The organism is Oerskovia merdavium, assembly GCF_014836755.1.
Classification (GTDB): Bacteria; Actinomycetota; Actinomycetes; order Actinomycetales; family Cellulomonadaceae; genus Oerskovia; species Oerskovia merdavium.
The window spans coordinates 439,994-464,158 of the sequence record NZ_JACSQF010000001.1; the positions used below are offsets into that span (position 1 = coordinate 439,994).

The following is a 24,165-nucleotide window of genomic DNA, read 5'->3' on the forward strand; positions in this document are numbered from 1 at the left end:
CGGCTCGCGCCGTGGGCCACACCCCTCGCTCGTCCGACCTCGGCATATCGCCGCGATCAGGAACCAGGTCCGCTCAGAGCAGACCGAGCTTCCGGGCGCAGGCCGGCCACTGTCCCCAGCCCGAACGGGCCTGGAGGGCCTGCGCACGCTGGGTCTGCTCGGCGGCCGACGCGTCGGACGGGAGGCCGGAGCCACCCATCGCACGCCAGGTGCTGGCCGAGAACTGGTAGAGGCCGTAGTAGCCGTTGCCCGTGTTCGTCGCGGGGTTGCCGCCCGACTCGCACTTGGCCAGCGCGGCCCAGACGTCGCCACCGACCGAGCTCGCCGCGGGAGCGGGCGCCGCTGCCGGCGCGCTCGCCTTGGGTGCAGCAGCAGCGGCCTGGGGAGCCGCCGCGGCCTTGGGTGCAGCCTTGGGCCGCTCCTTGGTGCCCTGCACCACGATCTTGGCGACCGGCTCGGACGTGACGCCGTCCGAGACGACCTCGCGGGACTCCTCTACACCGTCGACCGTGGTCACGTTCTCGACCTTGGTCGAGGCGCCCTCGACGCCCTCCTGCTTGACGACCGGGGCGAGGTCCGCGAAACGGTTCGCGTCCTGCTCGGTGACCGTCTCGAACGGGATGGGCGTGACGGTCGGGGTCTCGGTCACGGCGACGCGCTGGACGACGAGCGAGACCGCGGGCTGGGTCGTCGTCTCGTCGGCCGAGCTCGCCTCTGCCGTGGTCCCGTCGGTCGTGGGCTCGACCGTGCGAGCGACCGACACGCGGTCGAGCTCGCCCAGGACCACGCCCTGCTGGTCGAGGATCGCGTTGACGCCGATGCTGCCGTCGGGCGCCGTCTTGGTCTGGCCGTCGGCCACGACGTGGACGGGTCCGTCGGCGTCGAGGCGCAGGGAGAGCGCGGCACGGCCGTCGGCTCCCGAGCGCGAGGCCACGAGGCGCACGTCGCTGCCTCGGGCCGCGAGGGTGTCGAGCGCCTCGTCGGCGTCGAGCGCGGTGAGCCACACGTCGCTCTGGGCGCCGTCGGTCTGGACGGTCACCTGGCGCCCGTAGCGCACGACGACGTCGGCACCGTTCTTCAGGGGCGCGTCGGCCCCGGGGGCGATCAGGTCGCGGTCGGTCACGCGCACGTCCTGCTCGTCGAGGAAACCCTCGACCGAGCCCGCGAACGTCGAGACCGTGGTGATGTTGCCGTCGACGTCGAGCTGGACGGTCTTCTTGGCGCTGCCGTAGGCGACTGCTCCGGTCGCGACGAGCGCGATGGCCGTCGCACCGGCGATCAGGGGCCAGCGGCGGCGCTTGGTGGCTGTGGGGGCGGAGGCCTGTGCCTCGACGCCGTCGAGAGAAGGAGAGGTCTGGGGGGTGTTGGCTGCGCTGTCGGCGCTGGCCGCGTGAGCGGTCCGGTCAATGGGGTTGTTCACTCGAGTCCAGTCGTCGAGCCTCCCGGGCACGGGCTTCGGGCGACGCAGCGCGCCACCGACGGACCCTGCGCTCCGAGGAGCATCGGGACGGGCGTCCGAGGACGTCCTACCGCTGGTTCCGAACGACCGATCCGGCTGTCGTCTACCACCGACGGACCAGTTCTCCGGCCGACAGCAGGACGCGCACCCTCCGTCCGTCTCGCCCCCGGTGATGAGCGGGTGGCGGCAGGGCGGGCTGCAGTGCGCGACAGTTGACCGTAACCGATCCGTTATCGAGTGCCAACCCCGTCCGGGCGCGACGCCACCGTCCTGTCCGGTTTTCTCCACCTATGTCGGGGCGTTGAGGGCCCCTGTCGAGAGAACCCTCACAGGGCCTCCGCACGGCCCTCGCTCAGTACCAGCCCTTGGCCTGCGAGTGGCTCCACGCGCCGCACGGTGTGCCGTAGCGGCCCTCGATGTACCCCAGACCCCACGTGATCTGGGTCGCCGGGTTGGTCCGCCAGTCGGCTCCCGCACTGGCCATCTTGGAGCCCGGGAGCGCCTGCGGGATCCCGTACGCACCGCTCGACGTGTTCTCCGCGGTCGCGTTCCACCGGCTCTCCTTCATCCAGAGCAGGTCGAGGCACGCGAACTGGTCGTCGCCCCAGCCGCGCTGGGCCGCGAGGGACTTGGCGATCGCCTTGGACGACCCCGGGTCGACCTTGATGGTCGACGGGTCGAGCGAACCGACCACGACGACCTCGGTACGGGGCTCGCGCGTGACCGAACGGTCGACCACGGTCCGCGAGATCTCGGTGCCGCCGACCGTCTGGATGGCGTACGTCGTCACGGCCTCGCCGACCTTGCCCGACGTGCGGACCTTGCGCTGCCCCTGCGGGAGGTAGGGGTCCTTGACCTCCTCTGTCGCGAACGGGAGGGTCTCCGTGACCGTCGCCGCGCCGCTCGCCGCGCGGGTGACGAGGACGAGCATCCCGTCGACCGCGGCGGCACCGAGCGGGACCGACGCCGCGTCACCCACCGACAGCGTGATCCCCGCGTGCTCCAGGACCCCCTCGACCGACGCCTCGGAGGTCGTGGCGGTCACGACCGCCCCGTCCACGGCGACGTGGACGGTCTTGAGGGTCGAGACCCGGATCTGCTCGCGGCCGAGCGACTGCGACCTGGACGCCGAGGTCATGGCCCCCTCGGCGCGCGGCCCCAGGGCAGTGAGCAGCTCCCCGACGGTGCGGGCCGTCGTGACGAACGTCTGCGACTTCCCGTCGAGCTCGAGCGAGATCTCCTGGCTGGTCCGGACGACGATGGTGCTCCCGTCGGTCGCGGGCTCGTCCGCGGCGGGCTCCACGAGGTCGGTGTCCTTGATCGCGACGTCCTGGAAGGCGAGCAGTTCCCCGACGGTCGAGCCGTACGCGCTGACCGTCCTGACCTCGCCGTCCAGGTCGAGAGTCACGGACTTGTGGGCCACCGCGAAGACTCCGGTCGCCCCGACCACGGTCGCCAGGATCGCGGCCTGCGCTGCGAGGCGCCACCTACCCGTCAGGGAGCTCCTGCGCACCCCGTCGCCACCGACCACGTGACCTTCCGTTCCTGTCTCGACCTGCGTACGCGACGCTCCGGGCATCACGGACAAGCAGACCGTAGTGGAAACGTGACCTCCGGGGAAAGCCCGTCCGGCGCGCCGCCCGGGACTCACCGGTCGGGCGAGGACTCACCAGGGGCCGTAGACCTGCTCGGCCGTGCCGCTCAGCCGGGCGCAGACCTCCTCGAGCGAGGTCCCCGTCACCTCGGCCACCTTCCGCACGGTGTGGGGCAGGAGGTACGGCGCGTTGGGCCGTCCGCGGTAGGGGTGCGGCGTGAGATAGGGCGCGTCCGTCTCGACCAGGACCTGTCCCAGCGGCACGGCCGCGAGGGCCGCGCGCAGCTCGTCGTTGGCGCCGAACGTCACCGGCCCGGCGAACGACAGGTACCAACCCTGCGCGGCACACAGCCTCGCCATCTCGGCGTCGCCCGAGAAGCAGTGGAACACGGTCCGCTCGGGGGCGCCGTCGGCGAGGAGGACCTCGATGACCTCGGCGTGCGCGTCACGGTCGTGGATCTGGAGCGGTAGGCCGAGCTCCTTGGCGAGCGCGACGTGCGCGCGGAACGACTCCCGCTGGACGGCCGCGCCCTGCGGGCCGGTGCGGAAGAGGTCCATGCCGGTCTCGCCGATCGCCCGGATGCGGTCGTTGCCGCGTGCGATCGCGGCGATCTCCGCGATGGCGTCGTCGAGCCCGACGGCGTGGCGAGGCTCGGGGGTCGGGGTCAGCCCGTCGGGGCCCACCTCGGTCACGCCCGCGTGCAGGGTCGCCTCGTTGGGGTGGATCGCGATCGCGCCGACGAGCGCCCGGTGCTCGCGCACCAGGGCGTCCGTCAGGCGGGCCGAGGGCAGGTCGCAGCCGACCTGGACCATGCGGTCCACGCCGACCCGGGCCGCGTCCTCGACGTGCTGCGCGACCGTCGGTACGGGGACGGGGTGCCCCTCCTCGTCGACGTCGGGCAGGACACCCGCGATCGACTCGAGGTGGGTGTGGTCGTCGACCACGGGCAGCGGCAGCGCCTCGGGGGCGGGCGGCCACCCGCGCTCACGCTTGCGGGCCACCGTCAGGCGCCCTCGACGACCGGGTCCTCGAGCCGCGGGAACAGCGACGCACCCTTGGTGACCGTGGTCCCTGCGGGAAGCGCGCCGAAGCGAGCGGCACCGTCGACCGGCTGGACCGCGAGCGCACCCAGCGGCGCCTCGGCGCCGAGGGACTCCCAGAGCGCCTGGGCGGCCTTCGGGGTGATCGGGTGCAGCAGGACGGCGAGCGAGCGCAGGGCCTCGGCGGCCGTGACGAGGATCGTGGCGAGGCGGCCCTCCTGGACCGAGACGGCGTCGGACCCCGTGCCGTCACGTTCCTCGTCGAGCTTGGCGACCTTCCACGGCTCCTGCTCCGTGAGGTACAGGTTCGTGGCGTCGACCAGCGTCCACACCGCGTTGATCGCCTCGTGGATCGCGAGCGCGTCGATCGCCTTCTCGGCTGCCTGGACCGCCTGCGCAGCGACCTGCTCGAGCGCCTGCTCGGCCGGCCCGGCCGGGCCTGCCTGCGGGAGAACGCCCCCGTAGTACTTGCCGACCATGGCCGCGACGCGCGAGGCCAGGTTGCCGAACCCGTTCGCGAGCTCGGCGTTGTAGCGCGCCGAGAGGTCCTCCCACGAGAACGAACCGTCCTGGCCGAACGCGATGGCTCGCATGAAGTAGTAGCGGAACGCGTCGGAACCGAAGTGGTCGATGATCTGGCTCGGCGCGATGCCCGTGAGCTTCGACTTGCTCATCTTCTCGCCGCCGACCAGGAGCCAGCCGTGCGCGAACACGGTCTTGGGCAGGGGCAGGCCCGCGGCCATGAGCATCGCGGGCCAGATCACCGCGTGGAAGCGCAGGATGTCCTTGCCGACCAGGTGCACGCTCGCAGGCCACGTGGCCGCGAACTTGGCCTGCTGCTCGGGGTCGTCGCTGTCCAGCCCGACGGCGGTCGCGTAGTTGAGCAGCGCGTCGAACCACACGTAGAGCACGTGCGTGGTGTCCCACGGGATGGGGATGCCCCAGTCGAACGTGTTGCGCGAGATCGAGAGGTCCTGCAGACCACCCTTGACGAACGCGAGCACCTCGTTGCGTGCGCTGGCGGGCTGGACGAACTCGGGGTGCGCCTCGTAGAGCGCGAGCAGACGGTCCTGGTACGCGCTCATCTTGAAGAAGTAGTTCTGCTCGGAGAGCATCTCCACGGGCTTGCTGTGGATGGGGCAGAGCTTCTGGCCCTCGAACTCGCCCGTGCCGTCGATCAGGTCGCCCGGGAGCTTGTACTCCTCGCACCCCACGCAGTACGGGCCCTCGTACGAGCCCGCGTAGATCTCACCCTCGTTGTACAGGTCCTGGATGAAGGCCTGTACGCGCTCGGTGTGGCGGGGCTGCGTGGTGCGGATGAAGTCGTCGTTGAGCGCGTCGAGCGTGTGCAGCACGGGCTTCCACGAGCTCTCGACCAGGCGGTCCGCCCACTCCTGGGGGGTCACGCCGTTGGCCTCTGCCGTGCGCATGACCTTCTGCCCGTGCTCGTCCGTCCCCGTCAGGAACCACACCGGCTCCTGGCGCTGGCGGTGCCAGCGGGTGACGACGTCGGCCGCGACCGTCGTGTACGCGTGCCCGATGTGCGGGGCGTCGTTCACGTAGTAGATCGGGGTGGTGAGGTAGAAGGTCTCCGGGGCTGCGTCAGGCATGGTCCTCATGGTAGTTGTCCGGACCCGGCCGGTGCGCCGCGATGTCAGGTTTCGCCGACGACGACCACACCGCCCAGCGAGGGTGACCGGAACCGTCGACCAGAGTCACCGTCGCGACCGACGACGACGACCTCAGCCCGTCGAGAGCTCGACCCGCAGGAGGTGGTCGTCCCCCTGCGCGGGACTCCCCCGCCCGTCCGTCTCGTTCGTCAGGACGAGCAACGACACCCCGCCCCCACCCGTCGCCCCGTCCCCGGCACCGCTCCCAGGGTCTACGACGACCGCCCGCAGGCGCCCCCACTCACCCGTGAGCAACGCCTGCGGTGCGCCGAACGCGGCGGGCGACGCTCCGCCGTCGGGCGCCGGGCTCGCCTCACCCTCCAGGGCCGCCGCGCCGCCCGCGAACGGGACGCGCCACAGGCGCTCGCCCCGCAGCCCCGCGACGTACACGCCGTCCGACCCGACCGCGAGGCCGCTGGGGCTCGCGTCCGACGTGGGCCACGTCGCGACCGGGTCGACGAACGCCGTGCCGTCCGGGGCGGCCGCCTCCCCGAGCGTCCCCTCGCGGTCCGGCCAGCCGTAGTTGCCGCCCGGGACGATCACGTTGAGCTCGTCGAGCGTGTTCTGCCCGAACTCGGACGCGAACATCCGCCCCGAGGCGTCCCAGCCCAGGCCCTGGACATTGCGGTGGCCCAGGCTCCACACGCGCGAGCCGTCGGGGTTGCCCGGCGCGGCCTCGCCGTCGAGCCCGACCCGCAGGATCTTGCCCGCGAGCGAGCCCGGGTCCTGCGCGGCGCCCGACTCGGTCGCGTCCCCCGTCGAGACGTAGAGGAAGCCGTCGGGACCGAACGCGACCTGCCCGCCGTTGTGGTTGCTCGCCTTCGGGATGCCGTCGAGCACGGTCGTGAGCGCTCCCAGGCGCGCCTCGTCCAGGTCGAGGCGCCCCCGCAGCACCTCGTTGCCGTCCTCGCCCGTCCGGTAGACCACGACGGTCCCGTCCTCGGAGAACGTCGGCGCGACCGCGATACCCAGCAAGCCCCCTTCGCCGCCGTGGTCGGTCCCCGACGCGAGCTCGGCGGCCCCTTCGCCCGTCACGGCCGTGACGGAGCCCGCGTCCGGGTCCAGGACGCTGACCGTGCCCTCGTCGCGCGAGGTGCTCAGCAGACGGCCGTCGGGGAGCGCCGCGAGGCCCCACGGCGAGGGCAGGTCGTCGATCAGGGACGTCGCGCTCGCCCGGACCGTCGGGACGCCCGGGGCCGGCTCGACGACCTGGCCGTCGAGCCCGGGGCTCGGGGCGGGGTCGGGCCCGCCCGAGCAGGCCCCCGCGAGCAGCACCGTGAGCGCGACGAGGGCACCGGGCAGGACGTGCGCTGCTCTCATGGCGACCTCTCTGCGTGGCGGCGGTGCCCCGCGACGCGTGCGCACGAACCCGCGCGCTGTCACACTCGAAGGAGCACTCATGTTCCAGGGATCCGAGCGAAGGTGCCGATCATGAACCCGAAAGTGCTCAGCTTCATCGTCGCAGCGATCGCCTACGGCGTCACGCTGGTCGTCGCGAACCTCGTGCTCGAGGGCATGCACATCGGCTGGCTGTGGGGGCTCGTCGCGGTGGCCCTGTTCACGGTCACGATCACGCTCCTGCGACCTGTGGTCTCGAGGTTCCTGGGCAAGCACGTCCACGGCTGGACGTGGGTCCTGGGACTCGTGACGGTCCTGGGGTCCCTCGTCGTGACGACGCTGCTCTCGCCGTCGAGCGGGTTCGACATCGACGGGTTCTGGACCTGGGTGTGGGCGACGCTCATCGTGTGGGTCGGCACGATCGTCTACGACCTGGTCGACGAGAAGGCCGTCGCGACCGCCGCGTCGCACGTCGACCGGTACCAGCAGCGCCCGGGGGCCACGCCCCCGACCCCGGCCGCGCCGGCCTGAGCCGTCGCGGCCCGAGCAGAGGTAACCGTCCGCGGCGCGCACGCGTCGATCACTCCGCCGTCAGGTGCCACAGGACCCCGCGGTCCGGGTCGAGCGAGGTGGCCTCGATCCCGACCTGGGAGAGGACGACGCCCGGGAGCACGACGCCCTCCTCGACCGCGGTCCACGGCGGCAGCACCCCGGAACCTGACCTCTCGACCGGGCTGACCTGACGGACCCGGTACCGGCGCTCCGGGTCGAGCCCCGGCACGGCGACACGTCCCGGGGGCCAGGTGATCGGTCGGTCGACCACGGCGAGCTGGAAGATCGCCTCGCTGCGGTTGGTCGCGACGACCCCCTCCAGGCGCAGCGCGGGGTCCCCGAGGTCCGCGTGGACCACGTCGCCCGAGTGCAGCAGGGACCGGTGCGCCTGGTGGAACGCCACCCAGGCCCGGACCTCGTCGAGCTCGTCCGGTGAGGCCTCGAGGAGGTTCGTCTCGATCCCCAGGTGCCCCCACAGCGCGACCTGCGCGCGGAAGTCGAGCGGGTGGACCCGGTGCGTGGTGTGCGACTCGCGCGCTCCGATGTGCGTCCCCTGGAGCTCCGGCGGCACGAGCAGGCGGGTCCAGCGCTGGATCTCGAGCCGGTCGTGCGGGTCGTTGCAGTCCGAGGCCCACACCCGGTCGGTGAGCTGGAGCACGCCGAGGTCCACGCGACCTCCGCCGCTGGCGCACGACTCGATCTCGAGGCCCGGGTGCCGCTCCTTGAGCTCGGCCATGAGCGCGTAGGCGGCCAGGGTCTGCTCCCGGACCCCGGCCCTGCCCGTGGGCGTGTGCCCGGCGTCGAGCAGGTACCGGTTGTGGTCCCACTTCACGTACGCGACGCCCAGACGGTCGACGACCTCGGACATCGCGTCGCGGACGTGACGGTACGCCTCGGGGTGGGCCAGGTCGAGGACGTGCTGGTGGCGCGAGGCCATGCCCGGGCCGTGCCCGGCGTCGAAGACCCACTCGGGGTGGTTCCGTGCGAGGTCGGAGTCGAGGTTGACCATCTCTGGCTCGAACCAGATCCCGAAGTCCATGCCCAGCTCGCGCACCCGGTCGGCGAGCGCGTCGATCCCGTCGGGCCAGACGGTCGAGTCCACGGTCCAGTCGCCGAGCGAGGTGGTGTCGTCCCGGCGACCGGTGAACCAGCCGTCGTCGAGGACGAAGCGTTCCACCCCGACCGCCGCGCCGGCCTCGGCGAGACGTTCGAGCGTCGCGAGGTCGTGCTGGAAGTAGACGGCCTCCCAGGTGTTGAGCAGCACGGGCCGCGGCGCGCGGGGGTGCGTCGGGCGCGACCTCATCCAGCGGTGCACCCGGTGCGAGAGGTCGTCGAGGCCCTCGCCCCACGAGCCGTAGAGCCACGGCGTCGTGCTCGACGTCCCCGGCTCGAGGACCAGCTCGCCGGGCCACGGGAGCTCGCCGCCCGAGAGCCGGCGGCTCCCGGCCGGGGTGCGCTCCGCGACGAGCGCGTGGTTGCCGCTCCAGCCCAGGTGGACGCCCCACACCCGCCCCGAGCGGTTGGCGAAGCCCTGCTCGCCCGCGAGCATCATGAACGCGTGCTCGAGCCCTGGCTTGCCGCCCCGGCTCTCGCGCACCCAGGTCCCGACGTCGAAGGGCCGCCGCTGAGGGACCCTCTCGAGGGCCCAGCGTCCGGCGAGGTCGCACAGCTCGGTCGCGGTCGGCGGGACGGGCAGGCCCAGCTCGAGCGCGCGGACCTCGTAGGGCGCGCCGCCCCGGTTCCCCACCTCGGCCCGGACCCGGACGAGCCCCGACGCGAGAACCTCGAGCTCGACGCCCAGCGTCAGGGCGTAGGCGTCGTCGGACGAGGCGACCCGCAGGCGCTGGACGTCGCTCGCACGCTCGACCACGACGTCGTCGACCACGAACCGAGGAGCCCAGTGGGCGCCGGAACGGTCGCCCACGACACCGGGCCGCCCGAGCCACCCCTCGGCGAGCTGCGCCACGACCGGCACCGGCTGGGGGTACGTCACGGCCGAGTCCCCGATCGCGGGCGACGCGGTGGTCTCCATGGTCGCGAGGTCGGCGTCGGTCAGGTCGCCGAGGTCGGGCCCCCAGTGGAGGACGCGGGGCAGCCGCGCGCCGCTCGTCGTCACGACGAGGCTCGTCCCGCCCCCTCGGAGGTGGACGACTGGTGTCTCGACGGTCATCTGCACTTTCCCTTCACGCCGCTGGTCGAAGCCATCCTGCCCGACGCGGGCCGGGGCGCGGGAAGCGTCCACCGGAGGGCTCGGTCGTACCCACGGCGCGCGTCGACCGCGCCCGGACGTCGGTCCACCTGCCCTGCCCGACGGCGGGGCGCACCCGAGCGCTCAGGTGCGCCCCGTCGTCGGGCGGCTCACGCTACTGCAACCGCGTCAGGCCCTTCTTGAGGTTCCGGATCGCCTGCCCCGTCCGCTGCTCGTTCTCGATGAGCGCGAACCGCACGAACCCGTCGCCGCCCGGCCCGAACCCCACGCCCGGCGAGACCGCGACGTCGCAGCTCTCGATCACGTGCGTCGCGAACTCGATCGAGCCCATCTCGCGGTACGGCTCGGGGATGCGCGCCCACGCGAACATGGTGCCCTTGGGCCGGTGGATGTCCCAGCCGATGCGGTCCAGCCCGTCGCACAGCGTGTTGCGCCGCGACTCGTAGACCGCCGAGACCTCCGTGGGGAAGTCGAGGGCCTCGTTGAGCGTCACGGTCGCCGCGATCTGGATGGGCTGGAACGTGCCGTAGTCGAGGTACGACTTGAGCTTGGCGAGCGCCCCCACGACGTCCGGCCGGCCCACGAGGAACGCGACGCGCCACCCGGCCATCGAGTACGACTTGGTCATCGAGTAGAGCTCGACCGCGACCTCCTTGGCCCCGTCGCACTCCATGATCGAGGGCGGGCGCCAGCCGTCGAACGTCATGTCGGCGTACGCGAGGTCGTGCACCAGGACCACGTCGCGCTCGCGCGCCCAGTCGACCAGGCGCTGGAGGTCCTCCTTGGTCGCGATGGTCGTGGTCGGGTTGTGCGGGAACGACAGCACGACGACGCGCGGCTTGGGCCACCCGTACTCCCACGCCTCCATGACGCGGTCGATGTACCCCGAGGCGTCCGTGCCGTCGCCGATCGCGACCTGCCGGGCGTCGGCCCCCGCGAAGTAGGGCCCCCAGATGTGGATGGGGTAGCTCGGCGTGGGGACGATCGCCGCGTCACCCGGCTGCAGCAGCACCCACATGAGGTGGCTGAAGCCCTCCTTGGCGCCGATGGTCGAGATGATCTCGGTCTCCGGGTCGAGCGTCACGCCGAACCGGCGCTGGTACATGTCCGCGGCCGCCTGCCGGAGCTTGGGGATGCCGCGAGACGCCGAGTACCGGTGGTTGCGCGTGTTGTGGACCGCCTCCGCGAGCTTGTCGACCGCGATCTGCGGGCTCGGCAGGTCGGGGTTGCCGAAGCCCAGGTCGATCACGTCGCGCCCGGCGCGGCGCGCCTCGAGCTTGAGCGAGTCGATGATCGTGAAGACGTACGGGGGCAGGCCGGGGATCCGGCGGAACTCCATCTCGCGTGGCATGGAGGCAGGGTACGCCTGCGGTGCGCGGGCCGTCGTCCGGTCCGGGGGCAGGTCCGAGGGGCAGGTCCGTCGCCCCGTCCGGGCGCTCGGGCGGGCCCCGGGCAGCGCCGTCAGACGGACGTGCCCTCGATCGCCTGCGCGAGCGCCTGCGCGTCGCTCCAGTCCCCGGCCCACCGCTCGCCGTCGATCACGATCGTCGGCGTGCCGAAACCTTGCGGGCCCGCGAGCGCCGGGTCGCTCGTCGCGGCCTGCGTGGCTGCGGCGACCCAGGGCGCGAACTCGGCCGCCCCGCCGTCGGCCAGCTCGGCGACGACGTCCGCCGGGACGCCCGCCGCGCGGGCGACGTCAGCGATCTGGGCGTCGCTCAGGCCTGCCGTCCCCTCCTGGGGCTGGTGCGCGAGCAGCCCCGCGTGGAAGGCCTGGAACGTGTCGGGGGCGCGGTCGGCCACGAGCGCGGCCGACGACGCGGCGCGCGTCGAGTACGCCGTGCCCTGCGAGTACCGGTCGAGGATCGCGATGGGGTGGAAGACGACCCGCACGCTCCCGGCCTCGCGCAGCTTCGTGAGGCTCTCGCCGTTGACGGCCTCGAACCGACCGCAGACCGGGCACATGTAGTCGACGTAGACCTCGACCGTCACCGGCGCGGACTCGTCGCCCGCGCCCGCGAGCAGGCCGTGCTCGGGAGTCGCCGTCCCGGGCGCGACGGCGTCCTGCCCCGATCCCTCGGGCGCGCCCGCCACCCCCTGGCCGACGGGCTCGGCGGACGGCGCCCCGCTGCCGACCGCGAGGAAGGCGGCGACCCCCACGAGAAGCAGCAGGACGAGTCCTGCGAGCACCGAGACCAGGGTCACGCGGGCGCGCCGCTGCGCGGTGGGCCGCCCCTGGACCGCCGCGACCTGCGGCCCGACGGCGTAGCCCGCCCCGGGCGCGTACGTCGCGTCGGGAGAGGGGTACGGCTGGGGGTGGTGCGCTGCGTGGCCGCCCGGGGCGTAGGGCTGCTGGGTGTGCGGCTGCTGGGCGGCGTACGCGGGGGCGAGGTGTGCCGCCGAGGAAGGTCCCGGCGCGTACGGGTGCGGCGTGTACGGCGGGGTCGGGGCACCGTAGCCCGCCGGGGCGGCCCGGCGGGCCGCGAGCGCCGCGTCGACCGCGGGGTCGTCGCCGGCGGCGAGCCACGAGAGCAGCCCCGGATAGGCGCCGCGGTGCGCGGCGACCTGGGGGCGCAGGTCGGGGAACTCGCCGGCGACCTGGGCGAGCACGGTCGGCGGGGCGGTCGGGTCCTGCACGGCGCGGAGGGCCTCGTCACGGAGCATGGGTCGTCGGTCCTCGGGTCTCGCGGCGGGCGCTGGCGGCGCGAGACCCACCGCCGGACGGACGCCCGGCACGTCGAGGACTCGCGCACGCCAGGGTACGCGGCCCCCGAGCGGCCGACGCCGCCGCGCCCGATCCCGGGGCGGGATCAGGCCCCCGGCGACCACCCGAGGTTGCGCGCCATCTGCTCGAGCGTCGCGATCGTCCGGTCGTACTGCTCGCGCGTGATCCCCTCCGCGAGGCGCTCGCGCGAGAGCGAGACCGCGTCGAGGAGGTCGTGGTACGCGTGCTGCCCCGCGACGGTCACCTCCCACCCGGCCCCGCCCTGGGCCACCCACCCCCGGGCCTGGAGGTCGGAGATCTCCGCGCTGACCGCGGGTGCGTGGCCCCCGGGCCGCGCACCCCCGGCCGTGAACGGTGACAGGACGCTGTCGACCGTCGTGACGTCCGAGACACCGTCCCTGACCATGTTGAGGACCTGCCAGTGGCGTCGCGTCAGGCCCGTGCGCAGGAAGACCTCGTCGACGTCCTGGTCGATCAACCGGTCGACCAGCTTGAGCCAGTAGCCGATGGGCCGCTCGCCCGGGTCTCGCTCGGTCGTCGTGCCCGCCGCGCTCGCGCCCTTCACCGACCTCTCGTCGCCTGCCGGGTCGTCGATCCTCTCGGACGCGCTCATGGTCGGCTCCTTCGCTCGGCCTCCCGGCGTGCGGTACGCCCGCCGGCGGATGCTTCGTCTGGTGACCCAGCGTACGAACGACCGGGCCCGGGCGCTCCACGAACGACGTCCCCGGTGGCAGAGTGGGGTCATGACCAGCACCGACACGACCGCCAGCGGTCGCGCCCTGATCGTCGTCGACGTCCAGCCCACGTTCTGCGAGGGCGGTGAGCTCGCGGTCGAGGGCGGGAACGCCGTCGCGGAGGCCATCGCGGCCTTCGCGGCCGAGAGGCGCACGGACTACGACCTCGTGGTGACCACGCAGGACTGGCACGTCGACCCGGGGCACCACTTCGCGACGGCCCCCGAGGGCCCCGACTTCGTCGACACGTGGCCCCCGCACGGCCTGGCCGGCACGCCCAACGCCGAGCTGCACCCGGCGCTCGCGGACCTCGCACCGGACGCGAGCGTCAAGAAGGGCGAGTACCAGGCCGCGTACTCGGGCTTCGAGGGGGTCGACGGCGAGGGCCGCACCCTCGCGCAGCTCCTCCAGGACGCCGGGGTCTCCTCGGCCGACGTGGTCGGCATCGCGGAGTCGCACTGCGTCCGGGCGACCGCGCTCGACGCGCTCGGGCTGGGGCTCGCGACGCGCGTCCTGACCGACCTGACCGTGCCGGTCTCGGAGGACCAGGGCAAGGCGGCGCGCGTGGAGCTCGCGGCGGCCGGCGTCGAGCTGGTGCGGTCGACCGAGGTCTGAGGGCACCTCGGGGCGAGCACGTCCGCTCGCGCCGACCCGGCCGCGCGCGGAGGTCAGCCCTTGCGTGCCGCGAGCGCTGCGGCGTACAGCTCGCGCTTGGGCACGCCCGTGGCGGTCGCGACCTCGGCGACGGCCTCCTTGAGGCGCTCTCCGGCGTCGACCCGGACGAGGACCTCGCTCACGAGCTCCTCGACGGAGACGGCCTCGCGCGCGGGTGCCCCGGCCACGACGATGCAGATCTCGCCGCGCAGCTGCCGCTCGGCGGCCTCGGCCGCGAGCTCGCCGAGCGTCCCGCGCAGCACCTCCTCGTACGTCTTGGTGAGCTCGCGGCACACGGCCGCGGGGCGGTCGGCGCCGAACCCCTGGGCCATCGCGGCGAGCGTGTCGTCGATGCGGTGCGGGGCCTCGAAGAAGACCATGGTGCGGGGCTCGCGCGCGAGCGCCTCGAACGTGCGTGCGCGCTCGCCGGGCTTGCGGGGCGGGAAGCCCTCGAAGCAGAAGCGGTCGGTCGGCAGCCCGGACAGGGCGAGCGCGGTGAGGACCGCGCTGGGCCCGGGGGCCGAGGTGATGGGCAGGTCGCGCTCGACGGCCCGGGTCACGACGCGGTAACCGGGGTCGGAGACGGACGGCATGCCGGCGTCGGTCACGATCACGACGGTTCCACCGCCCTCGACGACGTCGAGCAGCTCGTCGGCACGCTCGACCTCGTTGTGCTCGTGGTAGCTCACGACGCGCCCGCCGATCGAGACGCCCATGCGTGCGGCGAGGGCGTGCAGGCGGCGCGTGTCCTCGGCCGCGACGACCGCGGACTCCGCCAGGAGGCGTCGCAGCCGCGGGCTCGCGTCCTCGACGTTGCCGATGGGGGTCGCGGCCAGGACGAGGTGTCCGTCGTCGCGCGGGCGGCGACCTGCGGGCGCGTCGTCGTGCGCGTCGAGGGTGTCCTCACCCTCCGGCCCGACGGCGTCGCTCACCTCGCGCGCCACGTCCTCGCCTTCGCCGGGGGCCTCGGTCGGGTCGGGATCGAGGTGCCGGTCGGAGGTGGGGTGCGCGTGGCTCATACCCCCTAGCGTTCCACGTCCTACGATGGCCGACGTGCCCCAGCCCTCCACCGACCCCACGCCCGTAGCCCCCGGTCCCGTTCCGGGCGACGACTTCCCGTTCCCGGTGGCCGAGGTCGAGATCGGGGAGGACGCCGGGCTGTCGGTGCGTGACCGTCTCCTGCTCAAGCTCCTGGGAGCACGCCGCCTCGCCCTGGGGTCCACGTCCAAGGACCGCCTGTGGGGGTGGCTCGGACCTGCGCTGGTCGCGCTGCTGGCGGGCGGTCTGCGCCTGTGGGACCTGGGCCGTCCCGGCAACCTCGTGTTCGACGAGACGTACTACGTCAAGCAGGCGTACACGCTCCTGCGGGTGGGCTTCGAGGCCAAGTGGCCCGACGACCCCAACCCCGCGTTCGAGGCCGGGAACGTCGACACGTTCCTGAGCACCGCCGACTACGTCGTCCACCCTCCCCTGGGCAAGTGGATGATCGCGGGCGGCATGCAGCTCTTCGGCGGTGCCGAGAACCCCTGGTCGTGGCGCATCTCGACAGCGCTCGTCGGGATCCTCGCGGTGTTCCTGCTCGCCCGGATCGCGCGCCGCCTGTTCGCCTCGACCGCGATGGGCGTCCTGGCGGGCGGGCTGCTCGCGATCGACGGCATGGCGATCGTGCACTCGCGCACGGGGCTGCTCGACAACTTCCTCATGTTCTGGGTGCTCGTCGCGTTCGGGTTCCTCCTGCTGGACCGCGAGCAGGCCCGACGCCGGCTCGCGGACCGGGTCGCCGCCCTCGTGGACTCGGGCCGGGAGATCGGCCGCTACGGCCCGCGGCTCGGCTGGCGCTGGTGGCGCTTCGCGGCGGCCGTCTCGCTGGGGCTCGCGTGCGGGGTCAAGTGGTCGGGCCTGTACTTCCTCGCGGTCTTCGCTCTGCTGTCGGTGGTGTGGGACGCGACGGCGCGCCGCGCCGTCGGGATCAAGCGGTGGTGGGAGGACGCGCTGCTCGCCGACGCGATTCCGGCCGCGCTCGTCATGCTGCCCACCGCGGCGCTCACCTATCTCGCGACCTGGTTCTCGTGGTTCCGCTCACCGAGCTCGTACATGCGCGACTGGGCCGCCGAGCACCCGGGCGAGGGCGTGCAGTGGCTCCCCGAGGCCCTGCGCTCGCTGTGGGCGTACCACCAGAAGATGTGGGACTTCCACACGGGGCTCAGCGCCGAGCACTCGTACGCGTCGAAGCCCATCGGCTGGATCGTGCAGTGGCGGCCCACGTCCTTCTACTACCGCGACGGGTCCGACGGCGTGACGGGATGCGGCTACGACGAGTGCGCGCGGGTCATCACGTCGCTGGGCAACCCGGTCCTGTGGTGGTCGGCCGCGCTCGCGATCGTGGCCACGGTCGTGCTCCTGGTGTGGCGCAAGGACTGGCGCGCGACGGCCGTGCTGAGCGGGCTGGTCGCGGGCTGGCTCCCCTGGTTCGCGTACCCGGACCGCACGATCTTCACGTTCTACGCGATCGTGTTCACCCCGTGGGTCGTCCTCGCGCTCGTCTACGTCGTGACGGTCCTGCTCGAGGCCACCGAACGGGACCGCACGGCCCGCGGCTGGGTGATCTGGGCCGTGACCGCGCTGTTCACCGTGATCGTCGTGATGAGCATCTTCTTCTACCCGATCTGGACGGCCATGAACGTCCCCGAGTGGTTCTGGCGACTGCACATGTGGCTGCCCAGCTGGATCTGACCGGCACCGGTCGGGTGCGGTCTCCCCGTGCCGAGCATGCGGTGGCGGTCGGTCGCATGCTCGGCACCGGAGGGCGGACGGACTACGCCCAGTCGACCTGCGGCGTCTCGTGGAACGGCAGGCCCTCGCGACGCCACGTCGCGGACTCGGCCACGACACGGGCGCGGTAGCCCTCCCAGTCCTTGCGCTCGGGTGCGGTCCAGGCGACCTCGGCGACCGCGGACAGGCGCGGCAGGAGCATGAGGAAGAGCTCCTCCTGGGTCGAGAGGGTCTCGGTCCACACCGCGGCCTCGACGCCCTCGATCTGGTCGGCGGGCAGACCCTCGATGACCTCGGCCGGGTCCCAGTCGTACGCGGTGCGCAGCTCGATGAGGCCCGCCCAGTCCTGTCCCAGGGGGTACTCGGCGGTGTACTTCATGTCCAGGTAGGCGCGGTTGCCCGGAGACATGATGAAGCGCGAGCCGCGGGCCGCCGCCGCGAGGAAGGGCGCGCTGTCGACGCGGTTGTCCCAGTACTGCAGGAGCGTGTCCGGGCGCGTCCCGGCCTGGGCCGCCTCCTGCCAGGTGATGGCCTTCTTGCCCGTCTCTGCCACGATCTGCTCGAGCAGCACGATGAACTGCCCGTACTCCTCGGCGCCCAGCGTGAGCGCCTCGTCACCGCCCACGTGGAGGTACTCGCCGTCGGTGATCGCGGCGACGTCCGCGAGGACCTCGCGCAGGAACGGCTCGGTCGCAGGGAGGTCGTACGTGAGCTGCGAGAACCCGACCTCGATGCCCTCGTACGGCGCCGTGCGCTGACCGTCGGCTCGCAGCTCGCCGTAGACCGAGGTGGCGGCGTTGGTGTGCCCGGGGAGGTCGATCTCGGGGACGATCGTGACGAAGCGGTCCGCGGCGTAGTCCTGCAGGTGGCGGAAGTCGGCGAGGCTCAGGTGCCCGCCGGCCCTGCCGCTCGTCGAGGTCTCGGACGCGAGCTTCGCGAGCTCGGGCCGCGACGGCGTCTCGATGCGCCAGCCCTGGTCGTCGGTCAGGTGCAGGTGCAGGACGTTGAGCTTGTAGGCCGCAAGGACGTCGATCACGAGCTCGATCTGCCGCACGGGGAAGAAGTTGCGGGCCACGTCGAACGAGAGGCCGCGCCAGGCGTAGCGCGGGGCGTCGTGCACGACGACGGCGCTCACCTCGGGGCCGTGCTCGCCCTCGGTCACGAGCTGGCGGAGCGTCTGGACCGCGTCGAACAGGCCGACCGGCGCTGCGGCCGTCAGGACGGCCCCCGAGCCGCTCACCTCGAGCGTGTAGCGCTCGGGGCTGTCCGAGCCCGCGGGGCCCGCGACGTCGGCGAGCCGCAGCGCGATGGAGGGGGCGCCGTCGGGCACGGAGCCCACGACGGTGACCTGCGTGCCCGCGGCACGCGTCAGGAGGTCCGCGGCGTGGGCCGCGATCCGCTGCTCGGCCTCGGTGGGCCCGGCCACGAGGACGGCACCCTCGAGCGGGAGCGCGCCACCGTCCACCGGGGACTCGACGTGCAGGGGCTGGGGGATGATGGCGACCATCGGGGGAACCTCGTCGTCGTGGTATCTCGACCCGACCGTGTCGAATCGATTCGTCTGTACTGGTCGACATACCGTAACCGCCCCGGCAGGCGCGAACAAGCGGCCCCTGCGCAGGCGCCGGAGCCCTACTCGACGACGACGACGAGCGGCGAGGGAGCCGCGTCGCCTGCGGCGACGGGGCCGGCGGTCGCTTCGCCCACCGCGTCCGTCCAGCCCCACCACGACGCCGCCGGGACGGCCTTGGTGAGCTCGTTCCAGGCCTTCTCGCGCGCCGCGAACGCACCCGCGACGTCCGAGTGCAGCACCACGGCCACGGCGTCCTCGGTCGTCGACAGCGACTGCGCCTCGGTCAGCGCACCCGGCCGCGAGACGTGCACCACGAGCATCTTCTGCGGCAGGGCCTTGCCCTCCACGACGCCGGCGAGGTAGTCCACGACCGCGTCGATCTCCTGCGCGGGGACGACCCCGTCCTTCTTGACCGCACCGCTCGCCCGGCGCGCGTCGAGGTCGAGCGAGACCCCGACCCCCGGCAGCGACAGCAGCTCGGCGTACTGGCGGACCTGCTCGACGAACGTCGCCTTCCCCGGCTGGAACTCGAGAAGGACGTGCTGCCCCGCGGCGAGGGCGGCGTCGACCGCTGGGCGCACGGCCTCGACCGTGAGCTCGGTCGAGTAGTTCCCGTCCTTGCCCGCAGCGCCCGAGGACTCCGTGACGACCAGCTCGAGGGTCGGGACCGTCACGGTCGGGTCGGTCTCGCCCGACTCCCCCGCGACCGCGACGTACGGCTCGGCACGAGCGGCGGTCCGCTCGACCGCGTCGGCGATCTTTGCGGCCGTCGCCGGGACCGTGGTCCCCGGCAGGACGACGTAGCGCTTGCCCGCCGTGACGAGCTGTCCGCCGCCCGTGAGCTCGACCCCCGTCTCGGCCGCCCGCACCCGCGCCGTCAGCTGTTCGACCGTCCCGAACGACTCGCCGATCCCGACGACCGCGAGCGCCTTGGCCTGGGCCATGGCCTGGACCGAGACGCTCGAGGCCCGGGGGTCGCCGCCGGGGACGGCGAGCGGGACCACTCCCGCGGCCTGCGCCGTGGCGAGCGCGGCCACGTGGCCGTCCTCCTCGTCGACCAGGGCCAGCACCTCGGTCAGGAGCTGCGGCGACCCGGTCTCGGGGAGCTGCTCCTGGACCTCCGCGAGGTCCCTCTCGTCGATCTCCGTCCCGCCGTCCACGGTCTCCACGAGCGACTCCGCCCCGAGGACCACGGTCTGCAGGTCCGGGTCGATCGCCTCGACGCTCGCGCGGGCGTCGTCCTCGAGGTCCTCGGCCGAGGCGACGGACGAGACTGCGGCGACCCCGGCCGCGCCCGAGGCGCCTCCCTTGCCCGACGCCACGGCCCGCGGGGCCGGGTCCGGCGTCACGACGACGGCCGTGACCGCGCCGAGCCGGGCGATCTCCTTGGTGAGGCCGCTGCCGGCGATCGCCCCGCCCGTGAGCAGGACCGGGGCGTGGAGCGGCAGCGCGGCGGCCGCGGCCGCCTTCTGCGCGGTCTCGTCCTCCGCGTCGGCCAGGATCACCACCGGTGCGGACGCGAAGAACGCCTGGCTCGCGGTGAGCGTGAGCTCGACAGGGTCGGTCGAGCCGAGGACGACGACGGGCGCGACCTCGTCGGCCGCGACGACACGCAGTCCGCCGTCGGGAACCTCGGCCGTGCTCGCTGGACCAGCCTCCTCCCCACAACCGGCCAGCAGCGGGGTCGCCACCAGGACAGAGGCAGCAAGAGCGACGATTCGGACCTTCCGTGAATTCACGTCTCTATCATCGCCTACCTGGTCTGTCGCGCCGAGTCGTGGGCGAGTCGTGGACGTCGGGGGTGGTCCGCGCACCCCAGGGAGGCCCGACGACGCCACGCCCGACACGGGGTGTCCTCACCATTGTCGCGGGTCATCCCGCAGGACATACTGGCGGCGATCATCGACCGCACCACGAGGAGTGACATGTCCTACCCCGAGCAGCCTGAGCAGAACCCGTCAGGAACGCCGAACCCGTCCGGTCAGCCGAACCCGTACACCGGCCCCCAGGACCCCGCTGCCGGCCAGGCACCCCAGGCTCCCCAGTACGGCGCGCCCCAGGCTCCGCAGGCCCCGCAGTACGGCGCGCCCGCGCCAGGCTCGCCCTACGGTGCGGCTGCACCGCAGGCGCCGTACACGCCCGGTGGCGTCCCCGGCGCCCCGGCCGAGGACCCGGGCAAGACGCTCGGCATCGTCGGGCTCGTCCTGTCGATCATCGGCTGCACGTCGCTCATCGGCCTGATCCTGAGCATCGTCGCGCTCAACAAGTCCAAGAAGGCGGGCTACAAGAACGGGATCGCGCTCGCCGGCATCATCGTCGGTGCGGTGCTGCTCGTCGGTGCCATCATCTTCGGCATCATCGCCGGCATCGGCGCGATGGAGCTCATCGAGAAGTGCTCCGAGCTCGGCCCCGGGGTCTGGGAAGAGAACGGCATCACGTACACCTGCTCCTGACCTCGTCGCACCACGCCCGTGGGCCCCGCCGTCTGCCGGTCGGGGCCCACGGGCGCTCCTGGGAGCGACCGCCTGGCAGGCGCTCCGCTCGGCGGCCCGGCCGACTCGGCGATACTGGACGGTGCCGACCACCCGGACGATCCCCGTCGACCGGCATCCGGCCCGCAGCAGCCGCAGGTCGAGCCGAGCCCGGGCACCCCGCCCGGCGAACGCCGACCCGACACCGACCCGTGAGGACCCCCGTGACCGAGACCGAGCCGATCACCACCAACCCCGGCAAGACTCTGGGCGTCGTCGCGCTCGTGCTGTCGATCCCTCTGTCGCTGGTCGGGCTGGTCCTGGGGATCGTGGGACTGGTCAGGTCACGCCGGGCGCGCCAGCACAACTGGTGGGCCGTGGCCGCGATCGCGGTCTCGTTCCTCGTCATCGTGGCCGTGGTGATCTGGGCTGCGACCCTCGTCTGGCTCATGGGCGAGTGCGCGGAGCTCGGGGTCGGGACCCATGTCGTCGACGGGCGCGCGATCGAGTGCGTCGCACCCGCCGGGTCCTGACCGTCCACGACCTACCGGGTCGGCCCAGGGCCACGGCCCAGCCCGCCCGCGGCTCCCTCAGACCGTTGGCGCGAGGTCCGGGCTCTGCACGCACAGCGCGCCGCGGACCGCACCGGCGGACAAGGCCTCGGCGACCGTGGCGCCCGACAGGTGCGCGTCGAGGAAGCCCGCGAAGAACGCGTCTCCCGCCCCGTTGGTGTCCACGACGTGCTCGACCGTGACCGCCGGAACGTCGAACCACTCGCCGTCGGCCGTGAGGGCGCTCGCTCCCCTGGCCCCGTGCGTGCAGACCACGAGACGTGCGCCGGCCGCGACCCGCTCCTCCATGAACGCGCGGTATCCCGGCAACCGGTCCGAGCTGAGGAAGAGGAACGTCGCGGCGTCGAGGAACTCGCGGTGGAACGCGGCCTCCCCGTCGTAGTCGTGCACGTCGCACCACACGTCCTTGCCCAGGCGTCGCGCCTCGCGCAGCAACGGCAGCGCCGGGACCGCGAGGTCGATCACGACCGCCTGAGCATCGCCCAGGGCCGTAACCGCGGCCTCCCACGTCTCCCCGCGCGGCACGTCCCCCGGCGCCTGGAGGTAGATCGACAACCGCTCGCCCGACGCACCCATGAGGTTGAGGTGCCGCTCGGTCCGGCCGTCCGGGTCCGGTTCCACGAGGAGCGCGACCCCCGCTGCCCGCAGGACGTCCTCGACGCGGGGGGCGACGTCGTCGGACCCCAGGACCGTGCGCAGCGTGACCGCACGCCCCAGCGCACGCAGGTTGAGCGCCTTGCCCGCCGACGTGCCGCCCACCGTGGCCAGGTGGCGTCGCGCGAAGAGCGTCTGCGAGCGGGGCTCGGGCAGGGCGTCGAGGTAGACGAGCTCGTTCCACGACGCGGGGCCGGCGACGAAGACCGGGGCAGGCTGATGTTCCATGCCGCCCGACGCTACTCGGCGTCGCCTGCCGCGACGGTCGGCTCGGGCGCGGGACGCTCCGGCGAGTCGTCGACGTCCGTGTCCTGCTCGCGGTCCCGGTCCGAGAGCTGGGCCTCGAACATCGTGTAGTACCGCCCGCGCAGCGCCACGAGCTCGCCATGCGTCCCCTGCTCGGCGACCACGCCGTCCGCGAGCATGTAGATCACGTCGGCCTTCTCGATCGTCGCGAGCCGGTGGCTGATCGCGATGATGGTGCGCGACCTGTCCGCGAACAGGCGACGGAAGATGTGCGCCTCGGCCAGGGCGTCGATCGCCGACGTCGGCTCGTCCATGATGACCACGGGTGCCGCCCGGTAGAAGTTGCGCGCGAGCGCGAGGCGCTGCCACTGGCCCCCAGAGAGCTGCGTGCCGCGCTTGCGGCTGCCCTTCTCCTCCATCCAGTTGCTCAGGTACGAGTCGATCCCGCGCGGGAGCTTCTCGAGGAACTCCTTGGCCTCGGCGTCGTGGGCCGCCGCCAGGGCGCGCTCGCGGCTGGGTGGGTCGTTGATGTCGCCGTACTGGATGTTCTCGAGGGCCGTCGCGAAGTCGTACTTGAGGTAGTCCTGCTGGAGCACCGCGAGCTGCTCGTGCCAGGAGTTCACGTCCAGGTCCTGGAGGTCCACGCCGTCGAGCCGCACGGCTCCCGTGGTGGGTGCGTACAGGCCCACGATGATCTTGACGAGCGTCGACTTGCCCGCGCCGTTCTCCCCGACGATCGCGACGTGCCTGCCGCGGTGGATGGTCAGCGACACGCCCTTGAGGACGTCGACGTCCGAGCCCGTGTAGCGGAACGTGACGTCCTCGACCGCGATGGTCTCCGGGGCCGCGGCGAGCTGGCGCTCGCGCTCCCCTCGCACGGGCAGCGCCATGAACGCCTCGTAGTCGAACAGGTTCGCGAGGTCCTCGTCGATGCTGCTGAGCGAGTCCACGAGGCCGTTCGCGCTGCTGAGCGCGCGCGAGACGACCTGCTGGACCAGCACGAACTGCCCGACGGGCTGGGTGTGCAGCACGATCTGTCGCACGACCCAGACCAGGGCCGTGACCTCGGCCGCGGCCTGGAGCCCGTCGCCCAGGAGCTGCTTGGGGATGTACGTCTTCTCGAACTCCATGCGGCGCTTCTCGTCCTCGTCGCGCAGCTCCCGTCGCAATCCCAGCAGGTGCCGGACCATGCCGTAGACGCGCAGCTCGGAGATGTACTGGGGCTGGAGCATGCCGCGCTCGATCATCCCGCGCCGACGCCGCACCTCGATGTGGGAGTTCCAGTGCGCGATCTGGGCCCGTGACAGCTTGAACTGCAGGTACACGCTCGGCAGGATCGCGACGAGCACGATCAGCGCGATCCACCAGCTCACGAAGAACAGCGTCACGACCGACAGGATCACCGAGACGACCTGCGTGAAGATCGTCGCGAGCCGGTCCAGCACGCGCGGGTAGGCCTCGGAGAAGCGCTTGGCGCGGTCGAACAGGTCGACCGTGTCCTTGTCGTCGTACCGCCAGAACTCGAGCGACAGGAAGCGCTCGAACATCATGTCGGAGACCTTGGCGCCCACCTTGTACTGCATCGAGCGCTGGATGTAGCGGTCGATGCTGTTGAAGGCGACCATGAACAGCCCCAGGACCGCCGTGATGATCACGTAGACGATGGCCCGGTTGCCCGCGCCGTCCGTGCCCGCGTACGCGTCCGCGAGGGCCGTGGTGGTCAGGGCCGCGAAGAAGGTCGTCACGAGCGGGAGCGCAGCCGCGACGATCGACCCGACGATCTTCATGGTGACCGCGAGCGGCGACGTGCGCGCCGAGAGCCGGACGATCTCCGAGAGTGCTCGCGCGTACTGTGCGGGCTCGAGCCTCCTGGGCCGGGCAGCGCTCTCGGTCGTCATCCGACC

The 24,165-nt window shown here is 72.8% G+C and carries 19 protein-coding genes; 5 read left to right on the forward strand and 14 right to left on the reverse strand.

Annotated elements, in window-relative coordinates; all coding sequences use genetic code 11:
• Positions 1 to 73: 73 nt before the first annotated feature.
• The 5 genes from H9641_RS20555 to H9641_RS01825 all read right to left on the reverse strand — a co-directional run bounded on the left by H9641_RS20555 (position 74) and on the right by H9641_RS01825 (position 7,084).
• Positions 74 to 1,420: a transglycosylase family protein gene (locus H9641_RS20555; RefSeq protein WP_318244316.1), complete on the reverse strand. Its 1,347-nt coding sequence runs from the start codon at positions 1,418 to 1,420 to the stop codon at positions 74 to 76.
• A gap of 391 nt (positions 1,421 to 1,811) precedes the next feature.
• Entirely contained in the window at positions 1,812 to 2,972 is a 1,161-nt protein-coding gene (locus H9641_RS01810; RefSeq protein WP_318244317.1) for an aggregation-promoting factor C-terminal-like domain-containing protein, read from the reverse strand.
• Positions 2,973 to 3,125: 153 nt separating this feature from the next.
• Positions 3,126 to 4,055 (reverse strand): TatD family hydrolase, encoded by a 930-nt coding sequence (locus H9641_RS01815; RefSeq protein WP_191800453.1) that lies wholly within the window; start codon positions 4,053 to 4,055, stop codon positions 3,126 to 3,128.
• Between the two features lie 2 nt (positions 4,056 to 4,057).
• A complete protein-coding gene (gene metG, locus H9641_RS01820) occupies positions 4,058 to 5,704 on the reverse strand; it encodes a methionine--tRNA ligase (protein ID WP_191800455.1) in 1,647 nt (548 codons plus the stop codon).
• 132 nt (positions 5,705 to 5,836) lie between these two features.
• The gene (locus H9641_RS01825) at positions 5,837 to 7,084 is read right to left on the reverse strand and encodes a PQQ-dependent sugar dehydrogenase (protein ID WP_191800457.1); all 1,248 of its coding nucleotides are present in this window, start codon (positions 7,082 to 7,084) and stop codon (positions 5,837 to 5,839) included.
• 111 nt (positions 7,085 to 7,195) lie between these two features.
• Here H9641_RS01825 and H9641_RS01830 point away from each other — a divergent pair, with 111 nt between their 5' ends.
• A complete protein-coding gene (locus H9641_RS01830) occupies positions 7,196 to 7,633 on the forward strand; it encodes a class I adenylate-forming enzyme family protein (protein ID WP_191800460.1) in 438 nt (145 codons plus the stop codon).
• A gap of 49 nt (positions 7,634 to 7,682) precedes the next feature.
• Here H9641_RS01830 and H9641_RS01835 read toward each other — a convergent pair whose 3' ends face one another.
• From H9641_RS01835 to H9641_RS01850, 4 genes are all read right to left on the reverse strand, one after another.
• The gene (locus H9641_RS01835) at positions 7,683 to 9,824 is read right to left on the reverse strand and encodes an alpha-galactosidase (protein WP_191800462.1); all 2,142 of its coding nucleotides are present in this window, start codon (positions 9,822 to 9,824) and stop codon (positions 7,683 to 7,685) included.
• Between the two features lie 193 nt (positions 9,825 to 10,017).
• The gene (locus tag H9641_RS01840; protein ID WP_225219757.1) at positions 10,018 to 11,214 is read right to left on the reverse strand and encodes an aminotransferase class I/II-fold pyridoxal phosphate-dependent enzyme; all 1,197 of its coding nucleotides are present in this window, start codon (positions 11,212 to 11,214) and stop codon (positions 10,018 to 10,020) included.
• A gap of 110 nt (positions 11,215 to 11,324) precedes the next feature.
• Complete coding sequence (locus H9641_RS01845) at positions 11,325 to 12,524, reverse strand: DsbA family protein (protein WP_191800463.1); 1,200 nt, start codon at positions 12,522 to 12,524, stop codon at positions 11,325 to 11,327.
• 146 nt (positions 12,525 to 12,670) lie between these two features.
• Entirely contained in the window at positions 12,671 to 13,198 is a 528-nt protein-coding gene (locus H9641_RS01850) for a MarR family transcriptional regulator (protein ID WP_191800465.1), read from the reverse strand.
• A gap of 130 nt (positions 13,199 to 13,328) precedes the next feature.
• Here H9641_RS01850 and H9641_RS01855 point away from each other — a divergent pair, with 130 nt between their 5' ends.
• Positions 13,329 to 13,934, forward strand: a complete 606-nt coding sequence (locus H9641_RS01855) for an isochorismatase family protein (protein WP_191800467.1) — start codon at positions 13,329 to 13,331, stop codon at positions 13,932 to 13,934.
• A 53-nt stretch (positions 13,935 to 13,987) separates the two neighbouring features.
• On the opposite strand, the gene rsmI is transcribed toward H9641_RS01855, so the two are convergent.
• Complete coding sequence (rsmI, locus tag H9641_RS01860) at positions 13,988 to 14,992, reverse strand: 16S rRNA (cytidine(1402)-2'-O)-methyltransferase (RefSeq protein ID WP_191800469.1); 1,005 nt, start codon at positions 14,990 to 14,992, stop codon at positions 13,988 to 13,990.
• A 25-nt stretch (positions 14,993 to 15,017) separates the two neighbouring features.
• On the opposite strand from rsmI, the gene H9641_RS01865 reads away from it, so the two are divergent.
• Positions 15,018 to 16,706, forward strand: a complete 1,689-nt coding sequence (locus H9641_RS01865) for a dolichyl-phosphate-mannose--protein mannosyltransferase (RefSeq protein WP_191800470.1) — start codon at positions 15,018 to 15,020, stop codon at positions 16,704 to 16,706.
• Between the two features lie 82 nt (positions 16,707 to 16,788).
• On the opposite strand, the gene H9641_RS01870 is transcribed toward H9641_RS01865, so the two are convergent.
• Positions 16,789 to 18,252, reverse strand: coding sequence for a family 20 glycosylhydrolase (locus H9641_RS01870; RefSeq protein WP_191800472.1), 1,464 nt, complete (start codon positions 18,250 to 18,252; stop codon positions 16,789 to 16,791).
• Between the two features lie 125 nt (positions 18,253 to 18,377).
• Positions 18,378 to 20,057 (reverse strand): hypothetical protein, encoded by a 1,680-nt coding sequence (locus H9641_RS01875; protein WP_191800474.1) that lies wholly within the window; start codon positions 20,055 to 20,057, stop codon positions 18,378 to 18,380.
• 186 nt (positions 20,058 to 20,243) lie between these two features.
• Here H9641_RS01875 and H9641_RS01880 point away from each other — a divergent pair, with 186 nt between their 5' ends.
• Together H9641_RS01880 and H9641_RS01885 are read left to right on the forward strand one after the other, a co-directional pair.
• On the forward strand, positions 20,244 to 20,771 hold the full coding sequence (locus H9641_RS01880; RefSeq protein WP_191800475.1) for a DUF4190 domain-containing protein: 528 nt from the start codon (positions 20,244 to 20,246) through the stop codon (positions 20,769 to 20,771).
• 242 nt (positions 20,772 to 21,013) lie between these two features.
• Entirely contained in the window at positions 21,014 to 21,322 is a 309-nt protein-coding gene (locus H9641_RS01885) for a hypothetical protein (protein WP_191800477.1), read from the forward strand.
• Positions 21,323 to 21,379: 57 nt separating this feature from the next.
• On the opposite strand, the gene H9641_RS01890 is transcribed toward H9641_RS01885, so the two are convergent.
• Together H9641_RS01890 and H9641_RS01895 are read right to left on the reverse strand one after the other, a co-directional pair.
• Positions 21,380 to 22,243, reverse strand: a complete 864-nt coding sequence (locus tag H9641_RS01890) for a carbohydrate kinase family protein (RefSeq protein ID WP_191800479.1) — start codon at positions 22,241 to 22,243, stop codon at positions 21,380 to 21,382.
• An 11-nt stretch (positions 22,244 to 22,254) separates the two neighbouring features.
• On the reverse strand, positions 22,255 to 24,159 hold the full coding sequence (locus tag H9641_RS01895) for an ABC transporter ATP-binding protein (RefSeq protein ID WP_191800481.1): 1,905 nt from the start codon (positions 24,157 to 24,159) through the stop codon (positions 22,255 to 22,257).
• Positions 24,160 to 24,165: the final 6 nt, after the last annotated feature.